Genomic DNA, 14,238 nt, shown 5'->3' with positions numbered 1-14,238 from the left:
GCGCGGCGGCGTCGGCCTCGACTCACGGGAAGTTCCTGATGAATGACTGCAACCGAATCGCTCTCGGCGCGGCAGTAGCCGGGGGATACCTCCTGGGCCGCACGAAGAAGGCCAAGTTCGCCTTCGCCGTGGGCTCCTACCTCGCGGGCCGCAAGTTCGGCCTCTCACCGCAGGAACTGCTCCGGCAGGGTGCCCAACGCTTGCGGGAGACACCGCAGTTCGCCGACCTCAGCGAACAGGTGCGGGGCGAGCTGATGGATGCGGGGCGGGCCGCCATGTCCGCCGCGGCCGGTCGCCAGTTGTCCTCGTTCACGGACAGACTCGCCGAGCGCACACAGTCCCTGCGCTCATCGCGGGATCAGGACGCGTACGACGACGAGCAGGGTGACCAGCAGGACGACGAGCAGGACGACGAGCAGGAGGAGGACTGGGACGACCAGGACGCGCGGTACGACGACGATGCTGACGACGTAGAAGACGAGGACGAGGACGAGGACGAGGACGAGGACGGCCACGCGGAAGGTGACGACGCGGAAGCTGAAGACGAGGAAGGCGGCGACGAGCCGTCGGCCCCTTCCCGCAGCCGGACCTCGCGTCGGCACCGCGGCGCCGCAGGCCGTGACGACCACGACCGCCGACGCCAGAGCCGCGACGCGGAACACCGTTCGACGCCGCGTCGGAGGGCGGGCCGGGAACGCTCCGCCCCCAGGTCGGGAGCGAAGAAGTCCCAGGGCAAGAAGTCCGCGATAGCGCGTACCGAACGCGAAGGGTCCAGGGGCGGTAAGGACGGATCGGAACCTCCGGCGGCGAAGAAGGCCTCCCCCCGCAAGAAGTCCGCGGCACAGAAGGCCCCAGCAAAGAAGGCGCCGGCGAAGAAGGCTCCGCCGGCCAAGAAGGCTTCCCCCGCCAAGAAGTCCGCCGCGAAGAAGACCACCCCCGCGAAGAGGACCACCCCCGCCAAGAAGACCGCCACGAAGAAGTCGGCCTCCGCCAAGAAGACAGCGGCGAAGAAGACGGCGAAGTCCACTCCTGCGAAGAAGACGGCAGCGAAGAAGACAGCTGCGAAGAAGTCGGCGACGAAGAAGTCGACGGCGAAGAAGACAGCTGCGAAGAAGACAACGGCAAAGAAAACAACGGCAAAGAAGTCCGCAGCGAAGAAGACGGCAGCGAAGAAGACCGGTGCCGCCAAGAGGTCGAGCGGCAGAGCGACGACGTCGCGTTCGAGGCAGAGGAGCTGACCGGCCATGGCCGAACGGAAGAAGAGCGCCGGCAGCGGCGAGGAGTCGGGCATGGACCGGCTGCGTGATGGGCTCACCGACTTTCTCGATGCGGGGGCACAGAACCTGACGGACAAGTTGGGCGACGCGCTGGGTGGTCTCACCGACAAACTGCAGGACGTGGCGGACAACGGCGGGTCCCTCCCCAAGATGGGGGCCCGGATGCTGAAGGGCGACTCGCCCGCGAAAGCCGTCGTGGCGGAGAAGGCCAAGGACATCAAGGACAGCGTCGTCGGCAAGGCGAAGGACCTGTTCTCCTCCGGAGGCGGCGGGGGAGGATCAGGCGACACGAAGGTCACCAACATCGTCGAGGTGATCGACGTGGGTGTCCCGCTGCGCACGGTCTACGACCAGTGGACCCTGTACGAGGAGTTCAGCGGCTTCACCAAAGGTGTCCGCAGCGTCTCGAAGACCGACGACGACGTGAGTTCGGACTGGAAGGTGAAGGTCGGCCCGTCCAGCAGGAGTTGGAAGGCGACGGTCCAGGAGCAGGTGCCCGACGACCGGATCGTCTGGTCCTCGGAGGGGAGCAAGGGCAGCACCCGTGGGGCCGTCAGTTTCCACGAGCTCGCCCCGACGCTCACCCGTGTCGTCGTGGTCGTCGAGTACTACCCCGCCGGCTTCTTCGAGAAGACCGGCAACCTGTGGCGTGCTCAGGGCCGCCGCCTGCGGCTCGACCTCAAGCACTTCGCCCGCTTCGTGACGCTCAACGCCGACGACGAGGTGGAGGGCTGGCGCGGTGAGATCCGGGACGGCGAGGTCGTCCGTAGCCATGAGGAGGGCCTGGAGGACGACGACTACGACGACGAGGGCCAGGACAGCGACGCCGAGTCCGAGTACGACGACCAGGACCAAGACCAGGACGAGGACGAGGACCAGGACGCCGAGGGCGAGGAGTACGACGAGGACGCAGAGGAGGACGAACCGGAGGAACGGGACGAGGACGCCGAGGAGGAAGAGGAGGATGAGGAAGACGAGGAAGACGAGGAAGACGAGGACACCCGACGACCCCGCGCCCGATCCGCCCGAAGGCGGTGACCGGCTCGATGGACGACCTCGACACCTGGCGCTCGTCACCGTCACCTCAGGGGTCGGACCTGGGCCGTCCCGCTGACGGGAGCCTCGCCGACATCCTCGAACGGGTGCTGGACAAGGGCATCGTCATCGCCGGCGACATCAAGATCGACCTGCTCGACATCGAGTTGCTCACCATCCGGCTCAGGCTGTTCATCGCCTCCGTGGACACCGCGCGCAAGGCCGGCATCGACTGGTGGGAGACCGACCCGGCCCTGTCGTCGAGCGCCGCCCGTGACGACCTCCGCGAGGAGAACCGGCGGTTGCGCGCCCAGTTGGAAGAACTCGCACCCGCCGACGACGGACCACGGCGACCGGAACGGATGAAGGAGAAGCCCCACTGATGGCCACAGCGCCCGCCCCCGCGCACGCCGTGTGTGTGTTCGCCGTCCGCCGAGGCCGAGGACCGGATCTGCCCCCGGACCTGACGGGCCACGAAGGCGGTGGCCCCCTGCGTCTGGTCCCGGCCGGTGCTCTCTGGGCCGTGGTCCAGGACGTTCCGGCCGACGACTACTCCGAAGAGGCCCTGCGCGAGCGGCTTTCCGAACCCGCGACGCTGGAGCGCTGCGTGCGGGACCACCACGCGGTGGTGACCGCGTTCGCCGCGCGGGGCGGAGCGATCCCGCTCCCGTTGGCCACGTTGTACCTCTCCGAGGAGCGGTGCCGGGCCGCCTTGGTGGCGGATGTGCCGCGCTTCGAGCGGACGTTGGAACGGATCACGGGCCGGAACGAGTGGGCCGTGAAAGTCAATCTGCTCGCAGGCCGAAAGCCCGCATCGCAGCCGCCGCAGGAATCCCCGGCGCGCGACGAGGCGCCCGCACCCAGCGGACGTGCCTATCTGGCCCGGCTGCGCGAGCGAGGACAGGAACGCGACGACCGCCGCCAACGCGCGGTGGACGCGGCCGAGTTGCTGGACCGTGCCGTCCTCTCGATCGCGGACGCGACAGTGCGCCGCCGACCGCATGGTGCTGAGGTCGTCGGCCGTGACCGTACGCAGATCTTGAACGCCGCCTATCTGGTCCCCGAGCAGAGTGGCCCGGAGTTCAACGCGCTGCTCGACCGGCTACGGGCCGCGCCCGAGTTCGAGGGGTGCGAGGTGGAGGTCACCGGCCCGTGGGTTCCCTACTCATTCGTGGACGCGTCCTCGCTCGCCGAAACGGACGCCGGACCGCACCACCGATCACACGCCGGACCTGACCACGGATCACACGCCAGACCGCACGCCGGGAGCCGCACATGAGCCCCCACACGGTCGGCCAACCGGTCGCCTGGCAGGGCCCGGACAGTGGCGCGCCCATCGGGGTCCCGCTCGTCGACCTCCTCGACCGGGTGCTGGCCACCGGGGTCGTCGTCAGCGGCGACCTCGTCATCGCCATCGCGGAGGTGCCCCTCGTACGGATCTCGCTGCACGCGCTGCTGGCGTCCGTGAGCGAGCGGGTTCCCGCGCCGTGGGCGGACGGAGGGCCGCTGTGAGCGCGACCGCCCGAGTGGACCTCGACCCCGACGCGGTCGGCCGCGACCTGGCCTCCCTCGTCCTGACCGTCGTCGAACTGCTCCGCCAGCTCATGGAGCGCCAAGCGGTGCGCAGGTTCGACGCGGGCGATCTCACCGACGAACAAGAAGAGCGAGTCGGTACCGCGCTCATGCTTCTCGACGAACGCATGACCGATCTCTGCGAGCGGCACGGACTGCGTCGCGAGGACCTCAATCTCGACCTGGGTCCGCTCGGCTCCCTGCTGCCGCATGACTGACGCCCTGGCCGGTGACGGCCGCCTTGCGCGGAAGGAGGACCGAAGTCATGCATTATTCGCGGATTCTCAGGTACCCGAGGTGATGATCACCGGTCGAGGCTTCCTGTGGCGGGACGGACAACAGTGTGACCAGCCTGGTACAGGGACCCCGGGACCCCCGGTAAGAAGCAGCACGCCACCGACCTTAGGAGGCGCGTAGAAATGCGCGCATTGACATGGCACGGCAAGCGCGACGTACGCGTCGAGGAGGTCCCCGACCCCCGCATCGAGAAGCCCGACGACATCATCGTCCAGGTGACCTCGACGGGGATCTGCGGTTCTGACCTCCATCTCTACGAAGTCCTCGGACCGTTCCTCGACCCGGGTGACATCCTCGGGCACGAGACCATGGGCGTGGTCGCCGAGACCGGGCCCGACGTCACCGGCGTGGCGGTCGGGGACCGGGTGGTGATCCCCTTCAACGTGTCCTGCGGCACCTGCTGGATGTGTGACCGGGGACTGCACTCGCAGTGCGAGACGAGCCAGGTCACGTCCATGGGCAGCGGCGCCTCCCTCTTCGGGTACACCAAGCTCTACGGTCAAGTCCCTGGTGGTCAGGCCGAGTTGCTGCGGGTGCCTTTCGGCAACAAGCTCCCCATCAAGGTGCCCGACGGGCCGCCCGACGACCGGTTCGTCTACCTCTCCGACGTGCTGCCCACCGCGTGGCAGGCGGTCGAGTACGCGGACATCCCCGCCGGTGGCAGCGTCACCGTCCTCGGCCTGGGGCCCATCGGCGACATGGCCGCCCGCATCGCGCGACTGCGTGGCGCGGAACTCGTCATCGGCGTCGACCTGGTCGACGCGCGCCTCGAAAGGGCCCGGCGCCATGGCGTGACCGTCCTTGACCTGCGCGAGCACGAGAAGGACCTGGGCGACGCCGTCCGCGACCTCACCCAGGGCCGGGGCACGGACGCCGTCATCGACGCGGTCGGCCTCGAAGCGCACGGCGCGCCCGTCGCGCAGGCCGCGCAGTGGGCCACCGGCCACCTGCCCGACAAGCTGGCCCGCCCGATGATGCAGAAGGTGGGCATCGACCGCATGAGCGCCCTGTTCGCGGGCATCGACATCGTCCGCCGCGGTGGCACGCTCTCCATCAGCGGCGTCTACGGCGGCGCGGCGAGCCCCATGCCGCTCCTGAAGATGTTCGACAAGCAGCTGCAGGTGCGTATGGGGCAGGCCAACGTCTGGCGCTGGGTCGACGACATCCGCCCCCACCTCACCGACGACGACCCCCTGGGCGTCGACAGCTTCGCCACGCACCACCTGCCGCTGCAGGACGCGCCGACGGCGTACGCGACCTTCCAGGCGAAGGAAGACGGCATGATCAAGACGCTCCTGAAGCCTTGACCGGTCCTGCCCTGCCCCGGCTCTGCCAAGCCGGGGCCGCGCACCCTAGGAGTACGCGATGACGCGCTACGGATACTTCCTGGCGAGCGAGGAGTTCTCGCCGGCGGACATGCTCGAACAAGCCAGGGCCGCCGAACAAGCGGGCTTCGAATGCCTGGCCATCTCCGACCACTTCCACCCGTGGACCGGGGAGCAGGGCAACAGCCCGTTCGTCTGGACGATGATCGGCGCTCTCGCCCAGGTGACCTCGCTGCCCGTCACCACGTTCGTGACCTGCCCCACCGTCCGGATGCACCCGGCGCTGAACGCCCAGGCCGCCGCCACGGCGGGTGTGATCACCGACAATCGCTTCCGGTTCGGAGTGGGCAGCGGGGAGGCGCTCAACGAGCACATCCTCGGCGACGCGTGGCCGGCTGTGGACGTACGCCTGGACATGCTCGAAGAAGCGGTGCAAGTCATCCGCGACCTGCTGACCGGTGACCAGGTCACCCACCGGGGCCGCCACTACACCGTGGAGAACGCCCGCCTCTACACGACTCCGAGCGAGCCCGTCCCGATCTACGTCTCGGGGTTCGGTCCCAAGGCCGCTGCACTGGCCGGGCGCATCGGGGACGGGTTCGTCACGATGACACCGGACGAGGAACTGATCAGTCAGTTCCGCAGCGCGGGCGGCGGCCAGAAACCGGTCCTCGGCGGGCTCAAGGTCTGCTGGGGAACTGACCGGGCGCAGGCCGTCAAGACGGTGCACCGCAAGTGGCCGACCCAGTTCCTTCCGGGGGAGCTCGGTCAAGTGCTGCCCGACCCGGCCCACTTCGAGCAGGCCTCGACCCTCGTCACGGAGGAGACCGTCGCCGACCAGGTGGTCTGCGGCGACGACCTGGACGAGCACGTGTCCGCCGTCTCCGCGTACACCGAGGCCGGCTTCGACGAGGTGTACGTAGGCCAGATCGGACCCGAGCAGCAGGGCTTCTTCGACTTCTACCGCGACGAGGTGCTGCCTCGGCTGCGCGCGGCCTGAGGCCAGAAAAGCCTGGGGGCGGCCGTGATGGGCGTCAGCACTTGTCGTCGACGAGTTCGGCGAAGTCCTCGGTGCTCATGGCCCGGCCGTCGGCCCAGACCTGGCCCGGCCGGAGGGAGGCGAGGTCGTCGGCGGTGAAGTAGATGTGGCAAGGACCCTGTTCAGGTCACAGGGTTGGGGATCAATGTTCCACGTTGCGCGCCAGAATTCCGAGGGTCGCGCGGAGACCTGCCTCGGGGATGACCGGGAAGATGTTCGCTTCCCGGTACTGTTCCTCGATCTCGCTCCAGTCGTAGTACGAGGTCACCAGTGTGCCGCCCTCGCGGGCCTCAAGCCGGTAGCCGTACAGGTGGCGGATGGGCGGCTGTATCTGGCCGGAGATGGTCCATTCGATCTGGGCGTCCTGCTCGAACCGCGTGATGATCACCGTGACGTCGTACTTGCCCAAGGGGTAGTCGTTCAGCGCCTCGCGGTCCATGTGGACGACGAACTCGTCACCGGCCCCGCGGACGGTCTTCCCCTCGGCAGACTGCAGCATTCCTGAACTGTCGATCGCCACGTGCCCCGTGGGTTCGCACAGCAACGCGAAAATCTTCTCCGGGGAGGCCGCCACCTGACGCTGTACTTCGAATCGCTCTGTCGTCATGCGGGTCACCCTCGCACGATCATGTGGCCCAGGACCAGCAGAAGCCGCTGATCCGGATTCAGCGCGCGACCGACTCGACGTCACCCATGGCGATCACCGGCTTCATGCCGGGGTCGAGCCATTTCACGAGCTCGGTCATTTCCTTGCGCGGCAGTGCCACGCAGGCCTGGGTCGGTCCGCCGTGGTCCATGTGGATGAAGATGCCTCCACCGCGTTCTTCCCCCAGGGGTCGTACGAGGTCCCTGGGCGGGGAGCCGGGCTGTCGGTTGTAGTTGATGGCCACCACGTGGTCGAAGGCCCCCTTGAGGGACTGACCCAGGAAGCCGACGCCGTCCTCGTCGTACACGGGGGACTGGTCGTAGGGCAGTTTGGAGCCCGGGTCGGGCAGGAGCCCGCCGGCGTCACTCAGCCCGTACACCCCTACCGGAGTGCTCCGGTCGCTCGCCGTGTGGTGCTCGGTCCAGCCGCGTTGGCCGTTGCGGGCCGGCCACGGCTCGAAGACCCTGCGCCATCCGCCCCTGGCGTCACGTTCGAACAGGTGAACCGTTGCGTAGCTGGAGTCGGGTGCGTCCCCCGACACGAGGACCACCTGCCTGGCACCTCGACGGTCCACGGCCTTTTGCATGTCCGGCCCGAGCTGAGGGATGGTCGTGGCCCGACCCGGCGGCGGGATTTTGCCGTAAGCGTTGTGCGGCGGCGCATGATGGCCCGACCGGCCGTCGGCCGGAGCTCTTTCGTCGCTGCATCCGCCGAGAGCAACCGTGCAGATGAGCAAGGGGAGAATCAGTCGGGGCAGCGTGGTTTTGAGCACTCTCGCATTATCAGGCAATTCGATTATTTCGGGCGGACGCTTGGGGCGTGTCGGACTCGACATCACACAACTGATGGCCGGTCATACCCTTGCCCGCACCTACCGGGTGCAGGGCAGGGGGAGGTCAGACCCGGGGGAGTGAAGGGTCGGGCTTGCAGGGTGATGGTGCGGTGATGGACCACCGCTCGTGGTCGCGCCAGGCCCCGTCGATGTAGAGGTAGTCGGGGGAGAAGCCCTCGTAACGGAAGCCCAGGCGCTGGACCAACGCCAAGGATGCCCGGTTGGCCGGTTGGATGTTGGCCTCGAGGCGGTGCAGCCGCAGCTCGTCGAAGGCGTGCCGCAGGGCGACGGTGAGACCTTCGGTCATGTAACCCCGGCCCGCGGACGGGGCGAAGGCCGCGTAGCCGAGTGATGCGCCCTGGTAGCGCCCCCGGATGATCGAGTTGATGTTCACCATCCCGGCCGCCGCGCCGGTCTCCTGAACGCGGATCAGAAAGCCCTGGGTGGTGCCGTCGCCGAAGCGGCGCATCCAGTCCTGGAACTCCGCCGCGGTCGTGGGCAGTTGCATCCACGGCGCGTGGAGCTCGGTGCTGGCCCGCACGAGGGTGCAGAACTCATCCTGGTCGGCGAGGGTGAGCGGGCGCAGTTCGACTCGTGACGGCTTGTGGGACATGGGCCAATGCTAGGACCTTGTCCGGAGAAGTGGATCACCTTGGTGATCCACTTCTCCGAAAAGGCCTGCTCAGCCGAAGCGTTGAGTGCGCGGAGCGAATGTGTTCTCGGGTCCGGCGGCACGGCCGACCGACCACACCGTCGACGTACCCGGCACCGGCACGAGCTGCAGTGTCCGGGAGTCACCCTCCCCGGCCACCGCCGGTTCGTTGTGCCCGGTGAACGACTGGCCGTCCCAGGACAGGAAATCCGGCCCGGACACCAGTGGCGGGTAGCTGCCGGGCGGACCGTACTTCTGCGAGTTGGCCACCGAGACCCAGCCCAGCTTGCCGTTCGCGGCGGGAGCGAACGAACTGATCGAGCCGAAGTCGGTGGGCACGGTCACGCGGCTCCACGCGTTTCCGTCCCAGCGCATCAGCAGTGGCGGAATCGGCTTGCCCACCGGACCACCGACGAACCCGGCCGTGCCACCTGCCCACACCTCTGTCTCAGATACCGCGAACACACTGCCCACGGCCGACCTCGGGAACCCGTCCACGATCGTCTGCTGCCACTCCTGCCCGTCCCAATGCGAGACCGCCGCACCCGAGTTGGTGGCGCCCGCGGCCCAGATGTCGTCGGCCGCCAGGATGTGCATGCCGTAGACGGCTCCCGGCGGCACCGACATGGCCTGCCAACTGCTCCCGTCCCGTCGCAGCAAGACCTGCGCGCCGTCCCGCGATCCGATCAGCCAGGTCTCGCCCCCACCGGTGACGACCTTGGTCAGCAGGACACCGCGGGGCGGCCGGCTCTCGCGCCAGGTGGTGCCGTCGTAACGCAGCAGGCGGGCGCCGCCCGCCGAGTCGCGGCCGACCGCCCAGATCGCGGTCGGTGAGGTCGCGGCGATGGACAGCAGGTCACCCTGCCAGCCGACCTTGGGAAGACTCTGGCGCTGCCACGCGGTCCCGTCCCAGCGCAGCATCAGCGGAAAGCCCGGTGCCTCGCGGCCGACGGCGTCGGAGCCCACGGCCCACGCCCGGTCGGGACCGAACGCCACGGCCTCGTTCAGCCCGGCCTGCGGGCGAACCTGTGCCGGGACCGGGACGTGTCGCCAGGCAGCGGGCTCCGCCGCGGCCGAGCTCATGACGGTGATGACGGTCATCGCGACGGCGAGAACCGTGACGAGAAGTCGGCGCACCATGGTCAGCCTCCCAGCCGCTCGCTCATCAGGTTCGGTTTCGAGCCGTAGATCTCGGCGGTCCCGAAGGACAGCAGCGAGGACCCGGCCCTCGTCAGCGCACGCGGTTTCACGTCGATCGCGTTCGTGCGCTCGGGGCCGTAGGAGAAGGTGGTGCGGGAGCCGTCGACCCGCGCGTACTTCGACTGGAACGCGCGGTCGCTGCGCACCGGCAGCCACAGCGCGCCGTCCGGGCCGCGCACCATGGCCTCGGTGCTGGTGTCGCCCAGGGGCGGGTAGGTGGTGCGCCAGGTGCGGCCGTTCCAGGTCATGAGGTACGTGCGTGGCGCGCCGTCGCTGTACTGGCTGCCGCCGATCGTGACGCGGCCGGAGGGTTCAAGCAGCATCGTGTGTACGTTGCTGTTCGGCGGCAGCGGCACCTTCGCGTCCCGCCAGGCGGTGCCGTTCCAGCGCAGGACGGTGGTCCCGCTGGTGGTGTCCGCCCAGGCCCAGGCGTCGGTGGCCGTACGCGCGGTGATCCCCATGACGTACAGGACGCCGTCGGGGGTGGACTGTGTGGTCCAGCCGGAGCCGTCGTGGTGCAGAACCTTCAGCCCGGTCTCGTCCTCACCGACCACCCAGGCGGCGCCGGGTACGGCGGCGAAGTCCTGGTAGACCCACATCGTCTGCGGCAGAGGGACTGTGCTCCACCCTTCCGGCGCTTCCGGCCCTCCTGCCGAGTGGCGCAGGATCTCGCCCGCTCCGTCACGGTTGTGCAAGATCCATGTTTCCTTGCCGACGAACTGCACCTTGCCGAGCCAGCCCGACGCCTCGGCGCCGGGGAAGCTGCTGTCCCGGCCCCACGCCGCACCGTCCCACCGGTACAGCATCGGACGCACCCAGTCGGTGGTGTGCTCGTACCCGGTCGCCCAGGCATCGTCCGGCCCGCGGGCGGCAAGATCGGACACGGTCACGGGCGGTGCGGCCGCGGGCACCGGCAGCGCCGACCAGCTCCGCGTCACGTTCGGCGCGTGGGCTTCGGCAGGCGGCGCAGCCGCGGCCGGGGATACGACCGCGACGGGCGACACGGCCGCGGTACACGCGATGACGATGCAGATGACGACCGCACGGAGACCACGCAAAGCATGGAGACCACGAAGACCACGACGACCGTTCATGAGACCCCCCAGAACGCGAAGGTCGCTCACCTTATTGGCATGCACCCGACCGTGAATAGACGGGTGCATGCCAATTCGAGAGTCTCTTCCGGGAGGTTCCGCCAGCCCTGAGCCCCGGCACGCACTGCATGCCGGGGCTCAGGGCTGTCGAGACCGGGATCCCCTAGTAGGGGCCGTTCACGTTGTCGATCGAGCCGTACCGGTCGGCCGCGTAGTTGCAGGCGGCGGTGATGTTGGCGACCGGGTCATAGCTGTCCAGCGAGGTGCCGGCCACGTGGTAGGCGTCGAAGGTCGGGGCGATGACCTGCAGGAGTCCCTTGGACGGGGTTCCCGCGACGGCGTTGACGTCCCAGTTGTTGATGGCCTGCGGGTTGCCGGAGGACTCGCGCATGATGTTGCGGTGGATGCCCTCGTAAGTGCCGGGGATGCCGTGCTGGGCCATGACGTCGAGCGACTCCTTGATCCAGCCGTCGAGGTTGTTGGCGTACGTCTTCTTCGCCGGGGCGGCGGCGGGCTTGGCCGCGTTCGTGCGCTCGGAGCGGTCCGCGCGCTCGTCGGACGCCTTGGAGGCGGCCGCGTCGTCCGCCGGAGCCTTCTGTCCGACGGTGATCTTGAGTCCGGGGTGGATCAGCTTCGGGTCGCTGCCCAGAACGCTGCGGTTGTCCTCGTACAGCTTCTTCCAGCCGCCGCTGACGGAGTGCTCCCGGGCGATCTTGGCGAGGGAGTCGCCCGCGGCGACGACGTAGGTCTTGGGCGCGGCGGCGGGCTTGGCGGCGGCGGGCTGTGCCGCGCTGGCGGCAGTCGCACCGATCACCGGGAGGACGAGCACGGCGCCGCCCGTGCCTGCCGCGGCGATGCCCCGGCTGAGCGAGCTGGACTTGGGACGGCGGTGCTTACCCTTTGCAGGCATGACGCATTCCTCTCCGTCGCCTACGAGGTGAGCTGTCGGGTTCGGACGGGAGATGTCCGGTCGCACTGTGAATGCGACTTAACCCCGAGCCGTTCCGGAATCCGGATCGGCGGCTTACCTGGGTCCCCCGCTCCTGCCGTGCGTAAGTGAGTGAGTACGGGAAGGGTTTCCGGACAGCGGCAGGATTCGGCGTTCCATCCGGATTGACGGTGACGTTAGGCGAGAATGCCCGGACAGAACAAGGCCGGAATTCGCTCGGAGAATGCGCTAGGGCCTTTCTCGACGTCTGCGGCCCGCGCCCCCATTGATCAAATAGCCTCAACTTTGTTTGCGGGAAACGAAAATGCGCTGGGCGGCCCTTGAGGCCCCGATCTGCGGGTGTGACTCATTCCACTGCATTGCAAAGCCAAGTCGGTGCAGACGTGGCCTTATTCGCAAAAGCGGACATAACGTGATCCCTATTTTTCATGTCAAAACGGGCATCACTTTCGGTTGGACCCGGTGGTGACGCCTTCTGGAGGGCCTGATATGGGCCCTCAGTTCGTAGGTACAAAGCGGGGCGGGGGCGGGATATTGGGCAGCAACTCCCGCAACGGCCGTGCTCCTGCCGCCCAGTTGGCGAACGTGGCGCGGTCGACCAGGTGCATGCGCAGCTGCCGGGCCAGGGGGGGGCGCACCGCGGGGAGAAGCGTCTCTGCTGCAAGAACCCAAGGCTCGTGACCGCGGCCGCGACGGAGTCGCCGCTGACAGCTCGAAATAGATTCGTTCACGTCAGACGCCGGGCCATTTCCAGGTGTTGGCTCCTGTGTCCTGGATTTCGCCCGTCACACGGAACTGAGCGGATGGGCGGCAGTCGCCGAACGCGGGGGCCAGGCGCATGGGGCGAGGATGCCGAGGACGTACGCGCGGGCGACCAGGGCGGGGCGGGTGGTTGCGTCCAGGAGTTGCCGCAGGCGGCTCAGGTGATAGTCGACCGTCTGCCGGGACAGCCGCAGCGAGGCGGCGATGTCACTGTTGCTGCTGCCCTCCGCCAGGAGGGAGAGGATGCGGATCTGCGCGGCGGTGAGCGAGGGATGGGCCTCGTGGGCCAGGCTCTGATGCGTGACGACGGCCCAGACGTGTTGGGCGCGGGCAGCGGAATGGCCGACCGTCGTCAGGTGCAGCTGCGCACGGCGTTGCCGGCCCCGGGCGTCGACGAGCACGGCGGACGTCTCCACCCGTCTCGTGCGGCGGGCTATCAGACCGTTCCATCTGCGGTGCAGCCGATCGAGGTCAGAGGCGGAAGAGGAGGCGGAGGCGGGGGCGAGCAGCGTGTGCGCGCGGCGGCCCACCAGGTCGGGCAAGCCGAGGTGGAAGAGATCGGCGGCGGCCGAACTCGCTTCGATCACGCGCCCGTTGGCCGAGAGCAGCGCGCAGGGCAGGCCGCTGTGGTCGCGCAGCGCCTGCAGGTTCTCCTCCGCCTCCTGGCGCTGGACCATGGCGCGGAGGTGGTCGGTGATGTCCACGTAGATTCCGGCGACGCAGGTCTCCGTGTCCTCCCGTACGGGGAAGCGGTGGCCGGCTGCCTGGCCGAGGCTGCCGTCCGGCCGGCGATAGCCGAGGGTGTGCCGCACCGGGGTGCCCCGGTCGAGGATCTCCTGGTCCAGGGCGCGGAACTGGACAGCCTCGGCGGGGGCGTCGAAGTCTTCGATGTACCGGCCGGTGAGTTCTCCCGGGGTGGTGCCGTAGAGGTGCGCGTAGGCGTGGTTGGCCCACAGATAGCGTCCCGAGCGGTCCCGGATGAAGGCGGCGGCCGGGGCCAGGTCGACGAGGTCGGCGAAGGCGGCGTACCGGTGTGGGGCGTGCGCGTCGACCTCCACCGCGAGACCACGCGTACGGCTGTGGGCGCGGGTCTCGTCCAGGGGCCAGCTCACGTCGAAGGTGCGACCGTCGAACTGCGCCTGCCAGCTGACCTCCTCCGGTGGGTGCCCCGGGCCGGAGAGTTCCTCGTGCATGCGCTCCAGGAAGCGCTGCGCTGTCCCGGTGTCGGCGAAGGCGCCGCCTCCCCTCTCCAGGACCTGCCACGGCTGGTCCACCTCCCACCAGAACGCGGGCAGGTGTTCAAGCAGTGCCTTGAGGTTGGAGTCGTTCACAGCGGTCTCTCCGTCCGTATTCAACTGGTTGACGCACTGTCACCAAGCGATGCGTATCCCGTGTCGATCTCGCGCATGCTCGGTTCTCGGCCGAATCGGCCGGAGTGGTGGCCGCCTCGATGCCGCCTGCGGCTGCGGCACTCAGGCATTTGCCTGAACGGGAGACGCCCCCGTTGGCGCTGAGGACGCCTGTCACCTGGTCCCCTTGAGTGTGCGGGTGAACACAC

15 protein-coding genes and 1 riboswitch are annotated in these 14,238 nt (G+C 68.6%); of the genes, 8 read left to right on the top strand and 7 right to left on the bottom strand.

The features are described from left to right. The first annotated feature begins 38 nt into the window (after positions 1 to 38). The 8 genes from ACZ5U5_RS00985 to ACZ5U5_RS00950 all read left to right on the top strand — a co-directional run bounded on the left by ACZ5U5_RS00985 (position 39) and on the right by ACZ5U5_RS00950 (position 6,506). A complete protein-coding gene (locus ACZ5U5_RS00985) occupies positions 39 to 1,238 on the top strand; it encodes a histone protein (protein ID WP_469014727.1) in 1,200 nt (399 codons plus the stop codon). A gap of 6 nt (positions 1,239 to 1,244) precedes the next feature. Beyond that, positions 1,245 to 2,315 (top strand): SRPBCC family protein, encoded by a 1,071-nt coding sequence (locus ACZ5U5_RS00980; RefSeq protein WP_469014725.1) that lies wholly within the window; start codon positions 1,245 to 1,247, stop codon positions 2,313 to 2,315. A gap of 8 nt (positions 2,316 to 2,323) precedes the next feature. Continuing rightward, positions 2,324 to 2,695: a gas vesicle protein gene (locus tag ACZ5U5_RS00975; RefSeq protein ID WP_363205698.1), complete on the top strand. Its 372-nt coding sequence runs from the start codon at positions 2,324 to 2,326 to the stop codon at positions 2,693 to 2,695. Then, positions 2,695 to 3,591: a GvpL/GvpF family gas vesicle protein gene (locus tag ACZ5U5_RS00970; protein WP_469014722.1), complete on the top strand. Its 897-nt coding sequence runs from the start codon at positions 2,695 to 2,697 to the stop codon at positions 3,589 to 3,591. Before ACZ5U5_RS00975 ends, ACZ5U5_RS00970 begins: the two co-directional genes overlap by 1 nt. Beyond that, complete coding sequence (locus ACZ5U5_RS00965) at positions 3,588 to 3,824, top strand: gas vesicle protein (protein WP_469014720.1); 237 nt, start codon at positions 3,588 to 3,590, stop codon at positions 3,822 to 3,824. Before ACZ5U5_RS00970 ends, ACZ5U5_RS00965 begins: the two co-directional genes overlap by 4 nt. After that, positions 3,821 to 4,102, top strand: coding sequence for a gas vesicle protein K (locus ACZ5U5_RS00960; RefSeq protein WP_451218405.1), 282 nt, complete (start codon positions 3,821 to 3,823; stop codon positions 4,100 to 4,102). The genes ACZ5U5_RS00965 and ACZ5U5_RS00960 overlap by 4 nt, the downstream gene beginning before the upstream one ends. A gap of 201 nt (positions 4,103 to 4,303) precedes the next feature. Next, on the top strand, positions 4,304 to 5,488 hold the full coding sequence (locus tag ACZ5U5_RS00955) for an alcohol dehydrogenase catalytic domain-containing protein (RefSeq protein WP_469014718.1): 1,185 nt from the start codon (positions 4,304 to 4,306) through the stop codon (positions 5,486 to 5,488). A 58-nt stretch (positions 5,489 to 5,546) separates the two neighbouring features. Beyond that, entirely contained in the window at positions 5,547 to 6,506 is a 960-nt protein-coding gene (locus tag ACZ5U5_RS00950; RefSeq protein WP_469014716.1) for a TIGR03557 family F420-dependent LLM class oxidoreductase, read from the top strand. Positions 6,507 to 6,687: 181 nt separating this feature from the next. Here ACZ5U5_RS00950 and ACZ5U5_RS00945 read toward each other — a convergent pair whose 3' ends face one another. From ACZ5U5_RS00945 to ACZ5U5_RS00915, 7 genes are all read right to left on the bottom strand, one after another. Then, on the bottom strand, positions 6,688 to 7,152 hold the full coding sequence (locus tag ACZ5U5_RS00945; protein WP_469014715.1) for an SRPBCC family protein: 465 nt from the start codon (positions 7,150 to 7,152) through the stop codon (positions 6,688 to 6,690). Between the two features lie 58 nt (positions 7,153 to 7,210). Then, positions 7,211 to 7,765, bottom strand: a complete 555-nt coding sequence (locus tag ACZ5U5_RS00940) for a L,D-transpeptidase family protein (protein WP_469014713.1) — start codon at positions 7,763 to 7,765, stop codon at positions 7,211 to 7,213. A gap of 322 nt (positions 7,766 to 8,087) precedes the next feature. After that, positions 8,088 to 8,636: a GNAT family N-acetyltransferase gene (locus ACZ5U5_RS00935; RefSeq protein ID WP_469014711.1), complete on the bottom strand. Its 549-nt coding sequence runs from the start codon at positions 8,634 to 8,636 to the stop codon at positions 8,088 to 8,090. A gap of 69 nt (positions 8,637 to 8,705) precedes the next feature. Further along, a complete protein-coding gene (locus ACZ5U5_RS00930; RefSeq protein ID WP_469014710.1) occupies positions 8,706 to 9,815 on the bottom strand; it encodes a beta propeller repeat protein in 1,110 nt (369 codons plus the stop codon). Between the two features lie 2 nt (positions 9,816 to 9,817). Next, entirely contained in the window at positions 9,818 to 10,933 is a 1,116-nt protein-coding gene (locus tag ACZ5U5_RS00925; protein WP_469014708.1) for a hypothetical protein, read from the bottom strand. Between the two features lie 199 nt (positions 10,934 to 11,132). Continuing rightward, positions 11,133 to 11,879, bottom strand: coding sequence for a LysM peptidoglycan-binding domain-containing protein (locus ACZ5U5_RS00920; RefSeq protein ID WP_469014706.1), 747 nt, complete (start codon positions 11,877 to 11,879; stop codon positions 11,133 to 11,135). A 2-nt stretch (positions 11,880 to 11,881) separates the two neighbouring features. Continuing rightward, positions 11,882 to 12,038: riboswitch (cyclic di-AMP (ydaO/yuaA leader) on the bottom strand. Positions 12,039 to 12,703: 665 nt separating this feature from the next. Next, entirely contained in the window at positions 12,704 to 14,011 is a 1,308-nt protein-coding gene (locus tag ACZ5U5_RS00915; RefSeq protein WP_469014705.1) for a PAS domain S-box protein, read from the bottom strand. Positions 14,012 to 14,238: the final 227 nt, after the last annotated feature.

The organism is Streptomyces sp. NPDC033177, from assembly GCF_055577715.1.
The sequence above is the reverse complement of the archived record's forward strand: the minus strand, read 5'-3'. Positions and strand labels throughout refer to the sequence as shown.